We start from the raw sequence: 22172 nt of genomic DNA, 5'->3' as shown, positions 1-22172 counted from the left end.
CATTGAATTTCTAAAGGGGGTGCGCCGGTGGAACAGTTGGTAGTTTTCCAGCTTGCCGGAGAAACCTACGGTGTGGATATCGCCCATGTCCATGAAATCATCCGCCTACAACCTATTACGGAGGTCCCGCGTACACCTGATTTCGTGGAAGGGGTCATCAACCTCCGAGGCCGCATCATACCAGTAATAGATTTACATAAGCGCTTCGGCCTGCCTGCGGCCGAGGCCGGCAACAGTACGCGGATAATGGTCGTGGATGTAAAGGGAATAACCGTAGGGATGATCGTAGACGCTGTTTCGGAAGTAGTCCGCCTGCCAGAAGAAAACATTGAGCCCCCGCCGCCTATAATTCAGGGAGTGGATGTGGCTTACCTGCGCGGCGTGGGTAAGTGGGGGGATAAACTCATCATTCTCCTCGACCTGGAACGGGTGTTGCGGGAAAGCGAACACGAGCAGCTTAAGGAACAGGTTGCCGCAGGGGTGGCCGAAACATGAGCGGGTTCGACATGTCCCAGTACCTGGGCATTTTCCTGGACGAAACCGAGGAGCAGCTCCAGCAGCTGGATGAGGCCGTCGTTCTCCTGGAGCAGGACCCGGACAACCGGGAGTTGCTCAACAAGATTTTCCGCATAGCTCATACCCTCAAGGGTTCGTCGGCTTCCATGGGTTTTGAAAAGATGGCCACCCTCACCCACCGCATGGAGAGCGTCCTCGATGCCCTCCGCCGGGGGGAGCTTAGGGTAACGTCCGGTACCATCGATCTCCTGCTGGCCTGTCTGGATAAACTGAGAGAGCTAAAGGCTCAGCTGGCAAGCGGCCATGAGGGAGAAGTGGATACTTCGGACCTGGTGGGGCGTCTGGAGGAGATGATGGCGGGTGAAAGGGGAGGGGACGATGGATCACCCTCGCCCGCCTTTGAACCCCTGCGGCTGGACGACGTAGAAGAAAACGTCGTCCGGGCCGCCGAGATCCGGGGCTACCGGGCCTACGAGATAAGAGTGGAACTGGAAGCCGACTGCCGCATGAAGGGGGCCCGGGCCTTCCTGGTGTTCAACAACTTAAAAGATCTGGGTGAAGTTGTCAAGAGCGAGCCCCATACCCAGGAGCTGGAAGCGGAGAAATTCGGGAATACCTTTCGGCTGGTTTTTTTAAGCAAGGAAGATGCCGACACCGTGGCCAACGTAATCAAGTCCATATCGGAGATAAAGGACGTTACGGTGCGGCCGCTGAGCCTGGAGGAAGGGGTGGCCCAGGTCGAAGAAAGGCGGGAGGCCGCGGCCGGCGCCATACCCTTACCGGAGGGCGGAGAGGCCGAGCCCGGCATCCAGCGTTCTCCGGAACGCCGGGTTACCCAGACGGTGAGGGTGGACGTTCAGCGCCTGGAGTCCCTGATGAACCTGGTCGGCGAGCTGGTTATCGACCGCACCCGCCTGGCGGAGGTCGGTAATAACCTGAAGGTGCGCCTGGGCAACGAAGAGCTCGTGGAGATGCTGGAGGAGATTTCCCTGCACATCGGCCGGATAACCTCCGACCTGCAGGAGGAGATCATGAAGGCCCGCATGTTTCCCATCGACCAGGTCTTTAACCGCTTCCCCCGCATGGTCCGGGACCTAGCCCAAAAGGCGGGTAAAGAGATCAACTTTATCGTTGAGGGCCGGGAGACTGAGTTGGACCGCACGGTCATCGAAGAGATCGGGGATCCCCTCATCCACCTCCTCCGCAATGCCATTGACCACGGCATCGAAGAACCGGAGGAGAGGGTACGCCTCGGCAAACCGCGTTACGGCACGGTAGTCCTCAAAGCCTTTCACCAGGAAAACCAGATAGTAATCATTGTGGAAGACGACGGCCGGGGGATGGATGCCGAACAGCTCAAGCGCCGGGCGGTGGAGAAGGGGTTGCTGTCGCCGGAAGGGGCGGCCAGGCTGACCAAACGCGAGGCCCTGGACCTCATATTCCTGCCGGGCTTTTCTACTTCCGACCGGATTACCGACGTCTCCGGCCGCGGGGTGGGCATGGATATCGTCCGGGCCCACCTGGAGAAAATCAACGGTACCATTGATATTCAGACCACCCCCGGCAAGGGCACGCGCTTTACCATTAAGCTACCCCTAACCTTGGCCATCAACCGTTCCCTCCTGGTGACCCTGGGCGACCGAGTCTACGCCTTCCCCCTGGCCAATGTGGTGGAAATTATCGAGGTGGAGCCTTCCCAGGTGAGGCGGGTCCAGAACCGGGAGGTGACCGTGGTCCGCGGCCAGGTTTTGCCCCTCGTACACCTGGCGGCGGCCCTGGGCCTCAAGGGAGAGCGGGCGGTGCCGGGGGACAAGGCCGCAGTGGTTATCGTCGGCCTGGCCGAAAAGCGGGTAGGCTTTATCGTGGATTCCCTTATCGGCGAGCAGGAGATAGTCATCAAGTCCCTGGGCAATTACATCGGCAAGATACCCGGTATTGCCGGGGCCACCATCATGGGCGACGGGCGGGTAGCCTTAATCCTGGACATCCATAGCCTGATTGAGCACCTGGGAACTGCGGGAGAAAGGCAGTTGGCCAGTTAGCCGGGGCCACCGGGGCCGGTACTACCGGCCCTTTTGCTTCTAATGGCCCCTCAAGTTTTTGCCGCCGTTGACGATAAAAGAATAACGGCAGCGTGTTTGCTGGAGACTAGCGAACTGGGGTGAACGGCCCTTGAAGATTAACGGACAGAGCCCCATCAACTTACCCCTCATATTGGAGGCCTATCGCCGGCCCGCCAGGCCTGAGGCCAAGGAGCCCGAGGTGGGGTGCGACCGGGCGGAAATTTCTCCCCGCGCCCGCCAGTTGCAGGAACTGGTGCGCCTTATTTCCGAGCTGCCCGCGGTGCGGGCGGACAAGGTGGAAGAATTGAGGGCTAAAATCTCCTCGGGGAATTACCGCGTTTCCCTGGAGGATTTGGCGGAAAGCCTTTGGCGGGAGTTGAAATCATGAAAGAAGACCTGGCCGAGGTCCTAACCCGGGAGCTGGACCTTCTGTTGCGGCTGCGGGATGCCTCGCTTAAGGAACAGGAATATCTGCGGCAGGACCACCTTGAAGGAATAGAAGAGATGGTGGTTGTCAAAGAGCAGCTTATCAAGGAAATCAGCGTCCTCGAGGGGGAGCGGCAGCGCCTCCACCACGAGCTCGCCGCGGCTGCTGGTATTTCCCCGGAGGCGGGCCTGCGGGAGCTCCTTGAGGCCGGCGTCGGAAGTCGGGAAATGGCTGCCCTGGGCGAGAAAATGCGGTCGGTGGTGGCGGAGCTCCGTGAGATAAACGAGACCAATTCCTTGCTCATCGGCCAGTCTCTGGCCTACGCCCGCAAGATGCTGGGTCTTTTGACCCCTTACCTGGAGCAGCGCCCGCCGGTGCTCGATAAGAGCGTATAGCACCCCGGGCGATCTCAGAAAGGGATGTGATTGCTATGTCCGGAGGAACCTTTTTCGGTATCAATACGGCCCTGCGGGGCCTTATGGTCCACCAGAGGGCCCTGCAGACTACCTCCCACAACGTAGCCAACGCCAGCACTGAGGGCTATACCCGCCAGCGGGTAGTCATGGTACCCACCCTGGCCTATCCCGTACCCGCCATGAACCGCCCCGGCGGCCAGGGGTGGCAGGTGGGCACGGGGGTGGACGTTCAGGAGATACGGCGCATAAGGGATGAGTTTTTGGACAGCCAGGTGCGCCGGGAAACCGGTACCCTGGGCCGGTGGGAACAGATAAAGTACGTCCTGGAACAGGTGGAAATCGTCTTCAACGAGCCCTCCGACACAGGCCTCAGCACCCTCTTGAGCCAGTTCTGGGCCTCCTGGCAGGAGCTCGCCAAGAATGCCGAGAGTTCCCCCGTTCGAATGACTGTGATAGAAACGGCCGTGGCTCTGGCCGAAGCCTTTAACCACAGCGCCCGCCAGCTGGAGAATATCAAAGGAGACATCGAGGACGCCATCGAGTTGAAGGTCGAGGAAGTAGCTTCCTTATGCCGTCAGATCGCCGATCTCAACGTGCAGATTAAGAACGTCGTCGCGGCAGGAGACCGGCCCAACGACCTCCTGGACAGGCGGGACCTCCTCCTCGACCGGCTGAGCAAAATCCTCGATTTTACGGTCGAGCATAATTCCGATGGTACTATTAATATAAAAGTTGGGGGGACTTCCCTGGTAGAGGGAGACCGGGTAGAGCTCCCCGCCAGCTGGAACAGTTTGACGCTTCAAGTGGATGATGCCACCCACCAGGCTAAGTTAACAATTACGGTGGACGATACAGGGAACGGCGGGTCTACCTCCTTTGAGATTACCATCAAGGGAGGCGAGCTCCTCGGCTTGGGTGAAGCCTACAAGTTGGTAGAGGGGTACCGCAAGGACCTGGACACCCTGGCGAAAGAACTGGCCGGAGCCGTCAACCAAATTCATAAAGAAGGATACGGCCTTGACGGTTCTTCCCAGCGGGACTTTTTCGTGCCTGCAGGAGGGGGCAATATAAACGCCGGCAACATTTCGGTGAAGGATGAACTACAAGAAAACCCCATGCTCATCGCAGCGGACAGCAACGGTGTGCGTATTCCTGAGGAACTCGGCTCCGACGCCGTTGGCGAAGGCCTCGATCCGGGCACTAAGTACAAGATACTTGTCTCCGGCAACACACTGGAACTTCAAAAATCAACCGATGGCGGTACGAAATGGACAAGTATAGGTAGTGGCGTCACCGTAAATACCTGGGACGGCACCACGACAGTCACATTGGGCGATAATAGTGAGCGTATCACATTTACCATCAGTAGTTCCTCACCTGGGGATGGAGAATATACCGTCACCCTTTCTCCCGGAGACGGCAGCAACGCCCTTAAAATCGCCCAGCTCCAACACCAGATAATACAAGGTCTGGGCACCACCTTTGACGACTACTACAAGAACTTTACCGCCCGGCTGGGGGTGACGGCCCACGAGGCGGGGCGCATGGTGGTGAATCAGCAGGCCCTCGTGGACCAGCTGGCGGGCCGCCGGGAATCCATTTCCGGTGTGGCCCTGGACGAAGAAATGACTTACATGATCCAGTTCCAGCGGGGCTATGAGGCGGCCGCCCGGGTCATGACGGTGCTGGACGAAATGCTGGACACCCTCATTAACCGCATGGCGGCCCACTGATCCCTGGAGGCGCGGGGAGGGATGAAGGATGCGGGTTACCAACCGCATGCTTATAAGTAACGTCCTCACCAACATCAACAACAACCTGCAGCATATGAGCAAGGCCCAGAAACAGATGTCCTCGGGCAAGAGGGTGAGCCGGCCTTCCGACGACCCCATAGTGGTGGCCCGGGTCCTTTCCTTTAAGACCGCCCTGGCCCAGCAGGACCAGTACGACAAGAACATGGCCGATGCCCGGGGCTGGCTGGATGCTTCCGAAAGCGCCCTCAACATGGCCACGGCTACTTTGCAGCGTGCCCGGGAGCTGGCGGTGTACGGGGCCAACGGCACCATGCCGGAGGCCTCTATGCAGGCCTTGGCCGCCGAAGTGGACCAGCTCATCGACGAGCTGGTCCAGACGGCCAACACTTCCTACGGGGGAAGGTTCCTCTTCGGCGGCACCGTAACTACTTCCGCACCTTTTCAGCGCACGTTTGAGGGCACAGAAGAGACAGTTTCTTACAACGGCAACACCGGTTCCCTCGATTGGGAAGTAGCCCAGGGGGTAACCATTACCGTTAACGAGAACGGGAACAAGGTCTTCATGGAAGCCGTGGGGCCCGAGGGATCGAAGAAGAGCGTTTTCAAGCTCCTCTTTGAGTTGAAAGATGCCCTGGTGGGCAACGATCATTCCGCGGTGGGTGACACCATCGCCGACTTCGACCAGGCCATCGACCATCTCTTAAACATCCGGGCCACCCTGGGGGCCAAAAGCAGGCGGTTGGAGATGGCCCAGGAGCGTCTCTTTGTAGCTAAAATCGGCCTGACGGAAACCATGTCCAAACTGGAGGACATCGACCTGGCCGAAACGGTCATGTATTACAAGAACGCGGAAAACGTCTACCAGGCCGCCCTGGCTACTGCGGCCATGGTCCTCCAGCCCAGCCTGGTCCACTACCTGCGCTAACTAGAAGCAAAACTTTGTTTCGATTTTCCCGTGGCTCTCCCCCTGCGACGGCCGAGGGACAGCATGTTACTTACCATGTTACTTACTCCTGACTTTATCAGTTACAACTCGTTTTCGAAACGGGGACCCGCATAAAATCTAGGTTTGCGGGCTCAAAGCCGGTCAGAAAGCGAAAAGTGTAGTGGCAACATTAGCGGTAATAATGGTTATATAGCTAGACAATAGGTGTAAATAGTGGTATCATAAAAACATGTTCATCAAGATAACTAAATCTAGGGACCACCAGTACGTTCAGTTGGTTCGGTCTTACCGGGAAAACGGTGTTGTCAAACACAAGGTCCTTTTAAATCTCGGCCGCCTGGATGAGATTGAAAACAACCCCAGCTTTCAAAGATTGGGAAAGCGCCTTTTAGAATTGTCCAAGGCCAGGGAGGTGACCAGTTTAGCGAACTTCTCTGAGGCGCAGATCAAGAACTGGGGTTATGTGGTCTACCGGAAGATCTGGAACCAATTTGAACTACCCGAACTGCTGAAAGAGATTAGTGCCAAACACAAGGTCCAATTCAGCTTAAGTGACGCGAGTTTTCTGATGGTCGTCCAGCACCTCCTTGAGCCCAGGAGCAAACTGGGCACCTACAACCACCAGCAACGTTATGCCAGTTTGCCCGACGTGGCTTTGAACCACCTCTATCGCTCCCTGGATTTACTCAGTGAGCACAAAGAATTGCTGGAAGAAGAGATGTTCCGGAAGAACCGCCACCTTTTCAACATGAAAGTAGATGTGGTATTTTACGACGTAACGACCTTTTCCTTTGCCAGCGTCAAAGCCGATACTTTACGAGATTTTGGCTTCAGTAAAGACGGCAAGTACAACGAAGTCCAGGTGGTACTGGGTTTACTTATTGATTGCGAAGGTCGGCCCATAGGCTATGAGCTTTTCCCCGGCAATACCTTTGACGGTAAAACCCTGGAAGCAGCCTTAGAAAAGCTGGAAAAACGTTTTGGCCTGCGCCGGGTAATTATCGTGGCGGACCGGGGGATTAACAGCAAGCTCAATTTAAAGCGCATAGTAGAACGTAACTACAGCTACATTTTTGCCGCCCGCATTAAGAAGATGAAGAAAGAGATTACCGATATGATCCTGGACGAAGACGGCTATCAGGAGATCAAGGACGACGAAGAAGGAGAAGTCCTTCGCTACAAGGTTATCGAATACATAAACGAGTTCACCGCTGAAGGAGAAAAATACCAATTACCCGAAAAACTGATCGTCACCTACTCCAGCCGGCGGGCGGAGAAAGACCGGTCCGACCGGGAAAGGTTAATCGAGAAGGCCCAAAGCCTTTTAGAAAGCAAGGCTAAAATCCGGGCCAGCAATAAACGCGGCGGCAAGAAATACCTCAAAGAAGTAGATTGTACCGGCACCTGGGTGCTGGACGAAGAAGCAATTAACTGGGACCAACAATTTGACGGCTACTACGGCATCCAGACCAACGAGAAAGAGATGAGCGCCAAAGACATTCTGGATGCTTACCACAACCTGTGGCGGATTGAAGAATCCTTCCGCGTCATGAAAAGCACCCTGGAAGTACGACCGGTTTTCCATTGGACCGAAAGGCGGATTAAGGGGCACTTTGTAATCTGTTTCCTGGCCTTTCTTCTCGAACGCACCCTGGAATCCAAGCTCCGGCAAGCTGGAGAAAACGCCTCGCCGGTAGAGATCCGGGAAGCGTTAAACTCCCTCAACTTTGCCGAGGTGGAAATCGAAGGAGAAACCTTCTTTATTAAGACCAAGGGTACAGAGTTAAGCAAAAAGATCCTGCGCCTGATGCGAATCGCTCCCCCTGCCAATATCACTCGTGTAGAAGAGTTTGCTTCTCGCTGGCAGGGCCAGGCGTAGTGGCAAAATGCACGCCTTGGTTTCTATCTTCCTAGATTTTATGCGGCTTCTAGATTCTCATCTGATAAAGTCAGGAGGCCGCCCTGGCCACGGCGGCCATGGTCCTCCAGCCCAGCCTGGTCCACTACCTGCGCTAACTAGAAGCAAAACTTTGTTTCGATTTTCCCGTGGCTCTCCCCCTGCGACGGCCGAGGGACAGCATGTTACTTACCATGTTACTTACTGTTGTGTCTGGTGCGTGTTTAGAAGTGAGGGGCAGAGGGCTACGGGAGCAACTTCCTCACAGCATAAAGCCCACCTCTACCGCAGTATGATTTCATTCCTAGCGGGCCTACTTCCTTTACCGAGGCATTCTCCAGTGTAGAATATGCGGGACCCTATTTTTCCTCTTTTTTAATTTCGCTTGCCTTATCCATATTTTTTTGGTAAGAAGCAAGATTGTCTTGCAATGAAGAGGGGACAAGATTATAATTATTATAGATAAACGATATTTGATTATCGATTATGGGTGAGGCTAATGGACCAAAGTTTACCACATCTGAAAAAAAGCATATTGAACGACGAGAATGCAGAATACCTGAAAAAACACGTCTTGAGAGAACAAGTGAAAGAATATATCATGAATGCAATATTAGAGGGCAAATTCGCGCCCGGTGACAGGTTAGTCGAAACGCATATAGCCAAACAACTAGGTGTTAGTCAGGCGCCGGTAAGAGAAGCATTTCGGGATCTTGAACGGGTGGGTATAGCTATAACAGTTCCCTACTACGGGACGTTTATTCGTGAGTACAACTATAAGGATCTTATAGATGTATATGTTATAAGGGCCGAACTGGAGGCTCTGGCTATACGTGAGGCTATCTCTAGAATCACCATCGAAGACATTAAAAGGCTGGAAGAATTGCTTATAGAAATGCATCGTGCTAACTTTCTACAGGATCTAAAATTGCAGGTGCGGGCTGACATTGACTTCCATAATGTAATAGTGGAGGCTTCGGGCAACAATATACTTATTAACCTCTGGGAATCGATCGGTGTATATCTATGGACTTACTTGAGTGTTTCCGTCTGGAAATATAAGGCTAAGGAGTTGGTAGGGAGACACGAACCGATTTTAGAGGCTATTAAGAAACGGGACTTGCAGGAAGCAGAAAGCCTGATACGTAACCATTTCTTGGAGCTAAAAAAACGACTTGAGGATGAGCATATGGCGGACGGGACTCTTTAACTCACTTTCGCACCATTAGCCTCTGTAATTAGCGAGGAAGAGTAGGTGCAAGGAGAGTTTTTGGGGGGTAATGATATGAAAGGCGAAGCCCTTGGAACCCAGGGGTTGCAGTTGCCTTCTTTACAAAGATGTCCTGATGTCTTCCAGGAAGAAATAAAGGAATCGCTGGTTCGGTGTAAGAAACGTAATCTTGATGCCAATACAAAACTAATGTCGGCGAAAACAGACACGATTAATAAACAAGTTATTAAGGAATTCTGCGCACCAATATTGAAATTACTAAATTTCGCGTCAGGCGATAATCTGGTGGTATTATTAGCGGACAAGCATGGTATTGCAGTAGATCTCCAAGGTTCTATTAAGGCCCTTTCTAAACTACAGGAAGCCGGAATTACAGTGGGTGTTGACCTGCGTGAAGAGGTCGCCGGGACCAACGCTTATGCCCTTGCACTTATCCATAAGAAACCTATCTGCGTAATTGGAAAGAATCATTATAACCAACATTTAAAGGAATGGTCGTCTTTTTGTGCTCCTATTACTAGCCAAAACGGTAAGATTGAGGGATTGGTCGGTCTGTGGTGTTACGACTTAAAGCGTATAAACCAGACTTCGTATGTCAATTACTTGCTTGGCCTGGTTTCTCTAGTGGCTAACGTAATTAGTAGAGAATGGTATATTAAGGAAATTAAGAAAGAATTGATATTCCACAAAGAGATTATTAGGACACTGGCAGATTACATTACGGAAGAGTTCCTTGTAATGGATTGTGAACGTGTGATTAAATATGTTAGCTCTGCTATAATGAATTGCTTTGGGAAAAACGTCATAGGTAAGAAGTTGGGAACCCTGAACAGAAGCGAACTCACGGAATTAGTCGAATCAGATTCCAAGAGACCTAAAGAGGTTTACCTGACCGGCAGTCCAGAAGGTGAAATATATCTTGCTAAGGCAAAACCGATAAAAGCGCTTGAAAACAACCAATTGTTGGGTAACATAGTTGTCTTATCGAGAATGAAGGGTGTTCAATCCAAAAACCACAGAAGTTATACGGCACACTTCACTTTTGATGACATCATAGGCAACAGTCCAAGTCTCAGAAAGGCGGTAGAAATGGCCAGGGCTGCAGCAGAATTAAATGTACGAGTCCTCCTTGAAGGAGAGAGCGGGACCGGAAAGGAGTTATTTGCCCAGGCCATTCATAACGGAAGTGCGAGGCGAAATGGCCCGTTTGTTGCACTTAACTGCAGTGCGGTGCCGCGAGAACTGTTTGAAAGTGAGTTTTTCGGCTACAGTGAGGGTGCCTTCACCGGTGCGAAAAAGGGAGGCAAACCCGGCAAGTTTGAGCTGGCAAATGGCGGTACTCTGTTTCTAGACGAGATAGGTACCTTGCCCTGGGACATGCAGGCCAAGCTGTTGCGGACGCTTCAACAAAATGAAATCATCCGAGTGGGTGGTAATGAAGTAATTCCGGTAAATGTTAGAATCGTTGCTGCTACCAACACACCGCTAGAAGAGTTGGTTGTTCAGGGGGAGTTTCGCCAGGACCTTTATTATCGGTTAAATGTAATAGTCATTAGAATTCCTCCTTTGCGGGAGAGGGTGGAGGATATTCCGGTTTTATTTGAATATTTAGTAGAGAAGATTTCCAGGAAGCTGGGCAAGAAAATACGTAGGATTGACAAAGATGTAATAGATGTTTTGTGTGCTTATCATTGGCCTGGAAATGTGCGTGAACTAGAAAACTGTATAGAACGCGCCATAACCCTCGCCCGTGAAAATATTATCAGAGTTGAAGACCTTCCTAGTGAAGTTCTTCAGGGAAAAAGCGAACGCCGGAGTACGCCGCCAGGCGAGCTTCAATCACTAAGAACCCTTGAAAGAGAAACTATAGTACGATCATTAGCTCGTTTTAACGGTAATGTTTCCAAGGCCTCAAAAGCTCTAGGTATCAGTAGAACAACTCTTTATAAGAAGATGCGGCAATACGATATTCGTATCAGATAATGTAGTGCTTCGCCAGGCAGACGCGCAAGGTTCTTTAGCCCTTTGCCCCCTTTCTCCGTGTGGGCCTATACCACCGTCCTAAGGCTCCCCCAATTAAAGGAAGCAGCTTATATAAATCAAGGGCTTCCGGGACTGTATAAAAACTTAACAGATCCTTCGTTGATTGACCTGAAATGCCTTGGGGGTTAACAAGAAGTTGAACACTTTGTTTACAGTAGCCCCTAGCGAGGTGTGAGCAGGTCCGTAGAAACAATGTGTCGACAAGGATTGGCACGTTATTTGCAAAGTTTGTATTATCGATTCACAGTGGCCTGCTGCACCCAAAACACTACGATTCGGCGGCAGTAGACAACAAATGGAAGGAGGAACTCTTAATGAGATTCGGCCAAATGGGGGTTGATTTTGAAGAAAGGGTTAATTACGAACGCCTCCGTAAAGACCGGCTGGAGAGGGCGAGACAGAAGATAAAGGAGTATGGATTGGGTGCCATGTTATGCTTTGATTTCGATAACATTCGTTATATCACTGGCACCCATGTTGGCGAATGGTGCCGTAATAAGATGAACAGATTTACCATTTTGCCGGATGGTGCCGATCCTATTCTGTACGATCCTGCGGCGCCGGCGAAAAGGCTGGTTGCTCCTTGGATAGCTGATAGGGTACGGCCAGCCGTGGGTTCCATGAGGGGCTCTATACCTCCTGAGGTTGGTAACGTAGAGGAAGTGGCCCGGGAGATTGAACAAGTCTTAGTTGAATACGGCGTGAACAAGAGGCCTTTAGGCGTAGACATTATGGATGTTCCCCTCATAAGGGCCCTGGAGAGTAGGGGAATCGAAGTAGTCGACGGCCAACAAGCCATGCTCGATGCCCGTATCATTAAGACCAAGGACGAGATTGAACTCTTAAAGACGGCGGCTGCCATGGCCGATGCTGCCTACGCGGAGATCGTGCGGCACATAAGACCCGGTATTAGGGAAAATGATCTGGTTGCTGTAGCTAACAAGGTTCTTTACACCTTAGGTTCAGACCTAGTGGAATGTATAAACGTTGTTTCTGGTCCCAGGTCTCAGCCCCATCCCCATGTTTTCTCGGACAGGATCGTACGGCCTGGGGAATTGGTGTTCTTTGACATAATGCACTCTTATAACGGGTACCGCACATGTTATTACCGTACCTTTGTCTGTGGCAAGCCGACCGAGGCCCAGGAGGAGGCCTATGCGAAGGCCTACGAGTGGCTCTATAACTCCATCAAGGCGGTCAAGCCCGGAGCGACTACTGCCGACATCGCCAAGAACTGGCCTACGGCGCAGGAAATCGGCCTCAAGGACGAGAAGGAAGCCTTCCTCTTGCAGTTTGGTCACGGGATAGGCCTTAGCATTTGGGAGAAACCCGTTGTGTCCCGGCTCTTCTCGCTGGACCATCCGTTCACCCTCCAAGAGGGCATGGTTTTTGCGCTTGAAACCTACTGTCCCTCGGCTGACGGTAAGGGAGGCGCTCGGATAGAGGAGGAGGTGGTGGTTACAAGTACCGGCTGTGAGGTAATAACCAAGTATCCTTGTGACGAGCTGATATCTTGCGGTTTACCCGGTAGCAAGGCGTACTATTGGGTATGAACTACCAAACCCTGAGTGAGGAGGCTGATCAGAATGAGTAAGCCGCGAGTTGGGTGGATAGGCCTCGGAAACATGGGGAAACCGATGTCTACGAGGCTTCTGGAGGCCGGCTACCCGCTGACCGTTTACAACCGTACGGCCGAAAAGGCCAAGGAACTGGTAAGTAAGGGGGCAAAGCTTGCCAGCAGTCCCAAGGAAGTTGCAGAGGCATCCGAATTCGTGTTCATTACCATTGCCGACTCCAAGTCCCTCATAGAAGTATGCCTTGGGAAGAACGGGGTAATCGAGGGGCTCAAGCCCGGGGGCATAGTGATTGACCATAGCACCGTGTCTCCTGAAGCATCGCTACAAGTAAATGAAGCTGTGGAAGCCAAGGGATGCAAGTTTCTCCGGGCGCCTGTAACCGGAAGCACCGTTTTGGCTGCCGCCGGGACACTAGGTATCCTGTGCTCAGGGGACCGTGAGGCGTACGAGAAGACCCTCGAGCTATTTAAGATACTGGGCAAGAACCAATTCTATCTGGGTGGGGGCGAAGAGTCCCGTTACATGAAGCTGGCGCTAAATATTATGGTGGGCACTACATGTCAGATGCTGGCCGAGGCCCTGGTATTTGGCGAGAGGGCCGGACTCAATTGGGGCCAAATGCTGGAGGTTATAGCGGGCAGCGCAGTGGGGTCGCCGCTCGTGAATTATAAGGCCAAGCCTCTCACCAATAGGGACTACACACCTGCATTCACAACCAGGTTGATGGAAAAGGATTTCGATCTTGCGCTGGAGATAGCGAGGAGTATGGATGTATCCCTGCCTATTACAGCGCTCACTCGCCAGTTCCTGGCCTCTGCCCGGGCGACTGGCAAGGGCGAGCTTGACTTCTCCTCTTTGGTGTTATTGGCCGAGGAGATGGCCGGCATTACTCAATAGGGCGGATCGCGGAGTATCCGCATTAGCATCTTTATTCCTAAAATCAAATTCTTAAATCATTAATAAGAGGAGGTATGCTACGATGGCAAAGGCATTTGTAAGGAGTGTAAAAGACATTACGCCTGGAGTTCCGCCGAAGCATGAGAACGCGGATTCTTGGCCGTTGGCAAACCCCGGCCTAGGGTGTGAGGACCTCGAGATATTCCTGACGGAAATGCGGCCCGGCGGAGCAGCGTTGCAGGACGTACATCCCACAGCTGACCACGTATACTTCTTTATCTCCGGTCGGGGCTACTCTATTGTCGAAGGTGAGAGGTTTGACTTTGGCCCCGGCGATGCGCTATTTATCCCCAGGAACTCGAAGCATGAAATGTATGTAGTCGGCAACGAGACACTGCGCATGATAGTGACCTTTACGCCTGCTCGCAAAGAACTATACAAGAAGTAACTGGGCTGACTTAACTAAAGCAATATATGTATTGCGGTGGGCGGGACAAACGGGCAAGGGGGCCCGGTTGCCTGCCCACCACCAAGTATGTATGACTAGCGGAGTAAATACGGAATGTGAACACTAGCACCCGAAGCAGAGCTGAAGGGAGTGAAGGGCATGCGCGGATTGTTGCTAGCCCTGGTGATAGCCTACGAGCTTATCGTAATCGTGGGAATAGGCCTTTACGTAGCGAAGAAGGCTGAGTCAAAGGGAAAAGGAAAAGATGATTTTATGCTTGCGGGCCGAGATATGCCTTTATTCCAGGTGGGAGCCACCCTGGCACTGACTATATTGGGTACCGTCCACATATTAGGGTTGTTCGAACACTCATGGTCTATGGGAGTACCTTCCATATGGTTTTCCATTGCGCATGTAACGACCTTAGCCGTGATATGCGTGGCCACGGGCCGCTGGGTACGGAGGACGGGGGTTTCGACTATACCCGAGCTGCTGGAAGTTTTGTTTAAGAGTAAGGGCTATCGAACGTTGGTGGCGTGTGCCATGGCACCGCTTATCTGGGGAATCCTGACCCTTGAAACTCAGGGGGCCGGAATTATCTTATCAACACTAACCGGCGTGAGTATTAGGGAAGGGGCAATAATAGGTGCCATCTTTGGAGTTCTGTATGTATACATCGCGGGCATGCGGGAGATTGGCGCCGTCAACTTGGCCAATATAGCGGTAATGTACGCGGGCGTCATTGTTGCGACAGCATTTCTCACCTTTGGATTACCGGCTGGATGGGATGGAGTTGCGGAGTATTACGTGAGTACCTCGGGACCGGAGTATACCAGTGTATTTGGAAGTTGGGAAATATTTCTAGCATTTGGCCTTAGCAACGTTTTCGCCGTCACGTTCTTTCAGGGTATCAGCCAAAAAGGGCTATCGGGAGCCCTGGCAGCACGGGATGAGGCTACCGTGCGGAAAGCCCTTTGGATCGCAGCACCGCTCAACGGGCTGTTTGGGGTCTTTACAGTATCTATGGGCATGGCAGCTAAGAGTATGCCTGAATTTAATGCGCTTGGGCCAAAGCTGGCTGCTCCAACAATGCTTGCAGAGATGCTGCCGTGGTGGCTAGCGGCTTGGTTGCTGGCGTCCTTCCTAGGTGCTGTGTTATCTACTTATGCGGTCTCCGTTTTAGCGCCTGCCACCCTGTTCGTCAAGGACATTTATGTGCCTCTTTATAATCCTAACGCGTCGGAGGCTGAACAGACGCGTATGGTACGCATTGTGGTTCTAGTTCTTGGACTTCTTGCGCTTCTGCCGGCTGCCACGCTTCCTCCAATAGTTGGGGCGATACTGTGGCTTTTTTCCTGGCTAGTGCCTGTCTTCTGGTTTGTCGTCTTTGGTCTGTTCTGGAAGCGCTCGACTGCGGCCGCCGTTATTACTACTATTGCGGCCTGGATAGCGACGTGCGTATGGTCCTTTACCTCTTTACCTTCCGTGTTAGGTTGGCAGAGTGTGCATAACGTGTATATTACCTGTCTCGTCACAGGTGTGCTTGGCATAATCCTGACCGCGGTTCTACCGGGCGAAAAAGGGCTGTTCCGAAACCGCGGCGGTCGATTTGCGTCTGGTCTTTCCCAGGCGCAATAGGGCAGTCTTGTTCGAGTGGGGAGGTACAAGCTATGTTTTTCTGGAAAGTTTTCTTAACCACGTTGGTGGTCATCTTTGCAATCGTTGTCGTCGCCGATGTACTGAGTCGGGTAGCCTCCGGTGGAGAGCGGTAGTTGGGAGGGATGAAGGGTGGGCGAAGCGGTATTAACTAATCTGTGGATGGGTATGATAGTGGGACTGATGGTTTTGTACGGCATCTTTGCAGTTGTTGGATATAGCAGAAAAAAGGGCAGCGCATAGCTCTGATTTAGCAGATTAACACGGGGCGCATCCTGAAGATGAGTGCGGTATATGGTCGGACGAAAGATCGTCCGACCGTATACCTTCTTTATGGTGAACGTCTTGAAGTGTTGAGATATGCAGCTTTTGGGGGGCATGTTTATGTCTTGTTTAGCGCCCGACAATCGGGAAGTACGCGATTCGAATCTGGTGACCGCGTGGGGGAACTGCGGCTCCGAAAAGCGAAGGAGTGCGGAAGGGGGTGCTCGGGAGAAGCTTTTGTATGGGATTTGCAGGATGTGTATGCAGGGGGATTGCCTCACCTTGGTGCACGTAAAGGAGGGAGTGGTCACCCGGGTTGAGGGTAGGCCCGGCGTTCCTCCCAATTTTGGCAATTTGTGTCCCCGGGGCAACTCGGCAGTGATGAATTTGTACAACCCGTATAGAATAAAGAACCCGTTGAAAAGGACTAATCCTCAAAAGGGCCTAGACGTGGATCCGGGTTGGGTGGAGATATCGTGGGAGGAGGCCCTGGAGCTTGTGGCCCAACGGTTTAAGGAAGTTAGGGAGAGAGATGCACGGGGTCTAGTAGTCTGTGAGGGCTGGGGCAACAGGGAAAGTATCCTTAGGGTGCCGTTTGAGAAGGCGTTCGGGACACCGAACGAGGTAGGGTCGCATGGTGTGCTATGCACCGTTCACCTGGGTACCGACCTGGTACATTCGAATTTTCCTATTTCTGTAGTGGATCTGGAGTACTGCCAGTATCACGTTACACTCGGCAGATCGGTCGGGCCTAATTTCGCGACTACGGGGGGCATTCGGAAGTTTGCGCAGGCATTGGACCGTGGCATGAAGCTGGTCGTGGTGGACCCGCGGTGCTCGCCGGAGGCCAGCAAGGGTGAGTGGGTACCCATACGGCCCGGTACAGACCTCGCCTTCCTCCTGGCAATGGCCCATGTTATGTTCTATGAGATTGAGAAATACGACGAATGGTTCTTGAAGAACCGTACGAACGCACCGTATCTAATCGACGAGGCCGGAGAGTACGTCAGAGATAAGGTTAGTGGCGCTCCCCTAATGTGGGACCCCGAGGAGGGGCGGGCGAAGCCGTGGAACTCCGAGTTTAAGGATGTCGCGCTAAGAGGGGAGTATGTAGTTGACGGGAAGAAGTGTGAGCCGGCCTTTGAAGCCGTGAGGCGCGGCTTTGCAAGTTATACGCCCGAGTGGCAAGAGGGCATCACTACTATTCCGGCCGGGACGGTCCGGCGGATCGCCCGGGAGTTTGTAGAAGCCGCCCAGATAGGGAGTACGATACTTATCGACGGGGCCGAGTTTCCCTTTAGGCCGGTGTCGCTGAACTGCGAGAGGAATGTGATGAACCACCGCGGTGGCACTTACGCCGACCTAGTCGGGAAGATAATCAATATGCTGGTGGGAGCTATTGAGGTTCCAGGATCTTGCCTGGGTTGTGGCAAACGCGGGCCCGTTTTGAAGCCGGGAGACGATGGAACCGTTGAGCCCTCATACGAAGCGGTAGGTATTCCTTTTACGTTCCCGCCACTTCATGCGGATATGGCCGAGTTCTATCCGCACAGGCATACCACGCCTCAAATGATCGCCAAGGCGATTCTGGAGCCGGAGAAGTATCACTTGAGCTATGAGATCGGGGCATGGCTGACCATCGGTGGTAATCCCATTAAGATGGTTGCCCAGCCACAGCTTTTCGTGGAGGCGCTAAAGAAGATACCCTTTGTGGTAACCATAGGCTATCACATGGATGAGATGGCCATTATGTCCGATGTGGTTCTTCCCGAACATAGCTTCTTGGAGCGGCTCCGGGTGGCTGTGTTCTGGCCGGAACACCAGGCAGCAGCCGGGGAGACCCAGAGCCTCAAAATGGTAAGCATGCGTGAGCCCGTGCCACCCCTTTACAATACGAAGCATGTTGACGAGATCTTTATGGAGATTGCAGACCGCATGGGGATTCTGTTGGGACCGGGCGGTGTGTACGATCAGCTCAACGAGTTAACGGACTATATTGTTGGCGATGAGGGGCTGGTATTAAAGGAACCCTACAAGCTTGATATTAACCGGAAGTACTCCATAGAGGAAATCTATGATCACATGGTTAAGAGTTGGATCGGTGACGATAAGGGTCTTGATTATCTGAAGGAAGTTGGCTACTACGGTTACCAGCTCTCGCGCAAATACCATTACAACTACTACTACTTCCCTGAAAACAAGACACGACATCCCTTCTATTTCTATCGACTGAAAAAGAGCGCAGAAAAACTCCGTGAGGGCCTTAGAAAGCACGGCATCTCCTTCCCCGGCGTAAAGGACGAGGAGCGTGTCTTCGAGTTGTACAAACCCGTACCCATTTGGGTAGAGAATGCCGAGCTTAGGGCCCCGGAGGAATATGATTTGTACGCCATAAATTTCAAAACGCCCTTCTTCACAAATTCGGTCGGAGATGTCCAAGGAAATCCGTGGTTGAGGGAACTGACTAAGGATGATCCCTACGAGGAGCGGATTTGGATTAATAGCGAGACGGCCAAGAGAAAGGGGCTCAAAGATGGAGACTTGGTGCGAATTGAGTCCAGGTACGGGTGGACCATGGGTGTCCTCAAGGTGACCGAGCTTATACATCCTGAGGTGATTGGTGTACCCGGTGCTTATGGGCCGGGAACGGTTCAATCAAATCCGCGGCACCGCCACGGCCCGCATTTTAACTCCCTGCTGTCTGTTGACGAGGAGACCTTCGACTCGATAAGCTGCGGCATCGAAATAGGTCCTAGGGTCAAAATCGTTAAGGTGGAGCAGTAGGCGGGACGGCGGCATACGTAGGGCCACCTAGCAGGGGCCCCGACGGGCCCCCACCCACCTAACGGCAGGGAGGACCGCTGTTGTAGTATTCTCCCGGTCCTGTGTGGGCGGGCTCTCGTAGTATGGCGGCAGAACAAGGGAACGCCCTTGATTGTCGCGTGGCGACTCCTTGCCCCTGGAAAAAGTTGATTCCCATCAGACCTAGCCGAGGAGGACATTGTTGGTATGAGGTTCGGTATGATAATTAACCTTCGTAGATGTGTGGGATGTTCGGCATGCGTGGTGGCTTGCCGCGCCGAGCATGGTACACCTCCTGGTGCCCACCGGTCAAGGGTCCTAAGGTACGAAACCGGTCGTTATCCAGTAGCGAGGATGAGGTTCCTCCCCTTGCTCTGCATGCAATGTAACGATCCGCCGTGCCTTAAGGCCTGTCCGACTGGTGCTACTAAGAAGCTGGATTCTGGGACGGTAATTATAGAGAGCTCGAAATGTATAGGGTGTAGAGCATGCATGGTGGCCTGCCCGTACGGGAGTCGTAGCTTCTTGTTTAAGAAGGAGGTGTATTACGGGGAAACCCAGAAGATGACCCCTTATGAGGAGATAAAGTCCCAGGGATATAGTGTCGGTACGGCAATTAAATGTGATTTCTGCCTCGAGCGGGTAAAGGCCGGCAGGCAGCCGGCATGTGTGGATACATGCCCGGCGGCAGCACGTACCTTTGGGGACCTTGATGACCCTCGGTCCGAGATCGTGCGCATGCTGGTCAAGACTGGGGCCAAACCCCTTTATCCAGAGCTCGGAACGAAGCCGGCAGTATACTATATTGACGTCGAATAGGCCCGTTCTCTGAGAACTAGTTTCTTTAGCCATCACTGTTATACAGGGAGGGAAAGCAGTGGCCCATATTGTTGCCCTTGTAATTGCATGTGTCCTACTGGCCTTTATTGCTTGGGCCCACGTGGGAAAGGGGGGACTTGCCGGAACAAAGCTCTCGAACGATTCCCCCTGGGGTCTGTATATAGTAGGCTTCTTCTACCTGGGAAGCATTGCCGTAGGCATGCTGTGCATCCTAGCAGTATCCTTGCTTTTTCAACCGGGCATGGCTAGCCTTACTCGGGCCTTAGCCTATGTCGTGGGCTTTATGGTTGCCGCTGGACTCCTGATCGTATTCGACCTGGGCCGGCCCTTGAGGCTTCCGGCCATGCTGGTGGGGAACCCTGCTTCCCTTTTGGTGTGGGACCTCTACCTGTGCGCGGCAGTTGTTGTTATTGCTATTGGGTCGCTGGTTGCTCGGGCAGCGATCGGTATGCCCCTGGCTGGCCTGATGTTTGTCGTCGGCGTAGGCGCCTTCTTGGTGCACTCTAGACTTTTTGTACAGTACCAGTATGCCGGGCAGCGGGCAGACAGGCTATCCTATGTACTGGAAGGCCTGATGAACGGGTTTGCCGTATTATTTGCGGTCCAATTGTTCCATACCGGCGCTGTACCAGAACCCCTCGTTTTGGCTGCGGTTGTTATCGCAATTGCTAGGGTGCTGGTGGAGCTGGCCCATAGTGTTGCTCCTGGTGAGCTTGTTGTAGGGATTGTTGAGGCAGTGCTATTGTTCTTGTACAAGGCCTACCCCAATCCGGCTGTGGCAGGCCTAGCCCTCTTGGTCATATTGATCCATGGCCTCGTCTCCAAGTTAGGCGCAGTAGACAGCTTCGGGGCAACCTACCCGGCGCGAGCTATAGCGGGGAGGCCGCGTTCCTACAGACCGACTAGCCACGAGTATGCTGTCCTGGTCGCATCCATAATTATGGCAATATGTATAGGCGTGGCCCTAGAATGGTTAGCCTAGTTCCGGAATAAGCCTGCTGATGGAGTTCCTCAGGCATCCTGGGGGGCGAATGCCCCCCTGTAACCAGTTTACACGTCATGTGTCAATAGACTGGACAAAAAGTGTAGGGAATTAAGTAAGAGTAGCCGGGACCGCTAGGGGATGCTAGGGAAATCAGTTTCTGGCACGAAACTTGCATGCACATCAATTCGTGGCCAGCACCAAGCGGTCCCGGCAATTTGTAGGATGCTGCCGCGGGCACGTGGTGGAAAGGGATAGGTGACGCCATAAACCCTTTCACCCTAATAGAGCCCGATGAATGCCCGGGCCTATCCCCGGTAGGTGACGGGAAGGTGTGACCTAGGCAACCCGACGATGTGCCTTGACGGTGAAAGGCCAAGGGGACACTATGTGTTCGAGTTCTAGACACTACCCTGTGGTAAGGAGGCGTATTGGTACTATGCGGGAGCTGTCTGTAGACGAGGTCCTAGCCATGTATGAGTGCATGGTAAGGATAAGGCACTTTGAGGAAAAGGTAGCCGAAGTTTATGCTAAGGGCATTATGCCGGGATTGGCCCACCTGTACACCGGCGAAGAGGCGGTAGCCACTGGTGTGTGCTATGCCCTCGAACCCACCGACTATATTACCAGTACCCATAGGGGCCACGGCCATGTTATTGCTAAGGGCGCGGATCTTGGCCCGATGATGGCCGAGCTCTTTGGTAAGGAGACCGGGTACTGCCAGGGCAAAGGTGGGTCCATGCACATTGCCGATTTCGAAAAGGGTATCCTTGGCGCTAACGGTGTTGTCGGAGGAGGAATACCCATAGCCACCGGTGCCGGCTTGGCTATTAAGCTGCGGAAAGGGAAAGAGGTTGTCGCCTGTTTCTTCGGCGATGGTGCGAGCAACCAAGGAGCGTTTCACGAATCCCTTAATATGGCAGGACTGTGGAAGCTCCCGGTGATCTATGTCTGCGAAAACAACTACTATGGCATATCTGTTTCTAAGAAGCGCCACCAGGCGATAGACGATATTGCCGTGAGGGCCGCGAGCTATGGTATGCCGGGCGTTACGGTCGACGGTAACGATGTGCTGGCGGTGAGGCAGGCAGCCGAGGAGGCTGTAGAGCGGGCGCGGAAAGGCGAGGGGCCCACGTTACTGGTATGCAACACTTACCGTTGGCGTGGACACCATGAGGGCGACCCCAATAGGGGCGCAAGATATCGGAGCAAGGAAGAGATCGAAGAATGGATGGCCAAATGTCCCATCAAGCGTTGCGAAGAGTATCTCCGGTCTAAGGGAGTCAGTGATAATAAGTTTGAGGCCATAAAAGCTGCTGTGGATAAAGAGATAGAAGAAGCCCTCAAGTTTGCCGAAAGCTCGCCCTATCCTGATGAGAGCATGGCCCTTAGGGATGTGTACGCGTAGAATCG

17 protein-coding genes are annotated in these 22172 nt (G+C 53.1%); all 17 read left to right on the top strand.

Features of this window, described 5'->3' with window-relative positions:
- Positions 1-27: 27 nt before the first annotated feature.
- The 17 genes from TAMC210_RS12610 to TAMC210_RS12525 all read left to right on the top strand — a co-directional run bounded on the left by TAMC210_RS12610 (position 28) and on the right by TAMC210_RS12525 (position 22167).
- Positions 28-495, top strand: coding sequence for a chemotaxis protein CheW (locus tag TAMC210_RS12610; protein ID WP_254388664.1), 468 nt, complete (start codon positions 28-30; stop codon positions 493-495).
- A complete protein-coding gene (locus TAMC210_RS12605) occupies positions 492-2558 on the top strand; it encodes a chemotaxis protein CheA (protein ID WP_173299141.1) in 2067 nt (688 codons plus the stop codon). Before TAMC210_RS12610 ends, TAMC210_RS12605 begins: the two co-directional genes overlap by 4 nt.
- A gap of 130 nt (positions 2559-2688) precedes the next feature.
- On the top strand, positions 2689-2967 hold the full coding sequence (gene flgM, locus TAMC210_RS12600; RefSeq protein ID WP_173299140.1) for a flagellar biosynthesis anti-sigma factor FlgM: 279 nt from the start codon (positions 2689-2691) through the stop codon (positions 2965-2967).
- Positions 2964-3401: a flagellar protein FlgN gene (locus TAMC210_RS12595; RefSeq protein WP_173299139.1), complete on the top strand. Its 438-nt coding sequence runs from the start codon at positions 2964-2966 to the stop codon at positions 3399-3401. Before flgM ends, TAMC210_RS12595 begins: the two co-directional genes overlap by 4 nt.
- 35 nt (positions 3402-3436) lie before the next feature.
- Positions 3437-5155, top strand: coding sequence for a flagellar hook-associated protein FlgK (gene flgK / locus TAMC210_RS12590; protein WP_173299138.1), 1719 nt, complete (start codon positions 3437-3439; stop codon positions 5153-5155).
- A 28-nt stretch (positions 5156-5183) separates the two neighbouring features.
- On the top strand, positions 5184-6101 hold the full coding sequence (flgL, locus tag TAMC210_RS12585) for a flagellar hook-associated protein FlgL (RefSeq protein WP_173299137.1): 918 nt from the start codon (positions 5184-5186) through the stop codon (positions 6099-6101).
- Positions 6102-6351: 250 nt separating this feature from the next.
- Positions 6352-8001, top strand: a complete 1650-nt coding sequence (locus TAMC210_RS12580; RefSeq protein WP_173297029.1) for an IS1634 family transposase — start codon at positions 6352-6354, stop codon at positions 7999-8001.
- 517 nt (positions 8002-8518) lie between these two features.
- Positions 8519-9229 (top strand): GntR family transcriptional regulator, encoded by a 711-nt coding sequence (locus tag TAMC210_RS12575; protein ID WP_173299136.1) that lies wholly within the window; start codon positions 8519-8521, stop codon positions 9227-9229.
- A 75-nt stretch (positions 9230-9304) separates the two neighbouring features.
- Positions 9305-11233, top strand: coding sequence for a sigma-54 interaction domain-containing protein (locus TAMC210_RS12570; RefSeq protein WP_173299135.1), 1929 nt, complete (start codon positions 9305-9307; stop codon positions 11231-11233).
- A 374-nt stretch (positions 11234-11607) separates the two neighbouring features.
- Positions 11608-12846, top strand: a complete 1239-nt coding sequence (locus tag TAMC210_RS12565; protein ID WP_173299134.1) for a M24 family metallopeptidase — start codon at positions 11608-11610, stop codon at positions 12844-12846.
- Between the two features lie 33 nt (positions 12847-12879).
- Complete coding sequence (locus tag TAMC210_RS12560) at positions 12880-13767, top strand: NAD(P)-dependent oxidoreductase (RefSeq protein ID WP_173299133.1); 888 nt, start codon at positions 12880-12882, stop codon at positions 13765-13767.
- Positions 13768-13849: 82 nt separating this feature from the next.
- Entirely contained in the window at positions 13850-14215 is a 366-nt protein-coding gene (locus TAMC210_RS12555) for a cupin domain-containing protein (protein ID WP_173299132.1), read from the top strand.
- A gap of 159 nt (positions 14216-14374) precedes the next feature.
- Positions 14375-15853, top strand: a complete 1479-nt coding sequence (locus tag TAMC210_RS12550; RefSeq protein ID WP_173299131.1) for a sodium:solute symporter family protein — start codon at positions 14375-14377, stop codon at positions 15851-15853.
- Positions 15854-16231: 378 nt separating this feature from the next.
- Entirely contained in the window at positions 16232-18919 is a 2688-nt protein-coding gene (locus TAMC210_RS12540; RefSeq protein ID WP_308791943.1) for a molybdopterin-dependent oxidoreductase, read from the top strand.
- A gap of 225 nt (positions 18920-19144) precedes the next feature.
- The gene (locus TAMC210_RS12535) at positions 19145-19756 is read left to right on the top strand and encodes a 4Fe-4S dicluster domain-containing protein (RefSeq protein WP_173299129.1); all 612 of its coding nucleotides are present in this window, start codon (positions 19145-19147) and stop codon (positions 19754-19756) included.
- A gap of 58 nt (positions 19757-19814) precedes the next feature.
- On the top strand, positions 19815-20759 hold the full coding sequence (gene nrfD / locus TAMC210_RS12530) for an NrfD/PsrC family molybdoenzyme membrane anchor subunit (RefSeq protein WP_173299128.1): 945 nt from the start codon (positions 19815-19817) through the stop codon (positions 20757-20759).
- Between the two features lie 439 nt (positions 20760-21198).
- Complete coding sequence (locus TAMC210_RS12525) at positions 21199-22167, top strand: thiamine pyrophosphate-dependent dehydrogenase E1 component subunit alpha (RefSeq protein ID WP_173299127.1); 969 nt, start codon at positions 21199-21201, stop codon at positions 22165-22167.
- The last annotated feature ends 5 nt before the right edge of the window (positions 22168-22172 follow it).

The organism is Thermanaeromonas sp. C210 (assembly GCF_013167955.1).
Lineage (GTDB): Bacteria > Bacillota > DSM-521 > Neomoorellales > Neomoorellaceae > UBA12545.
This window is presented reverse-complemented; position numbering and strand designations above follow the sequence as displayed.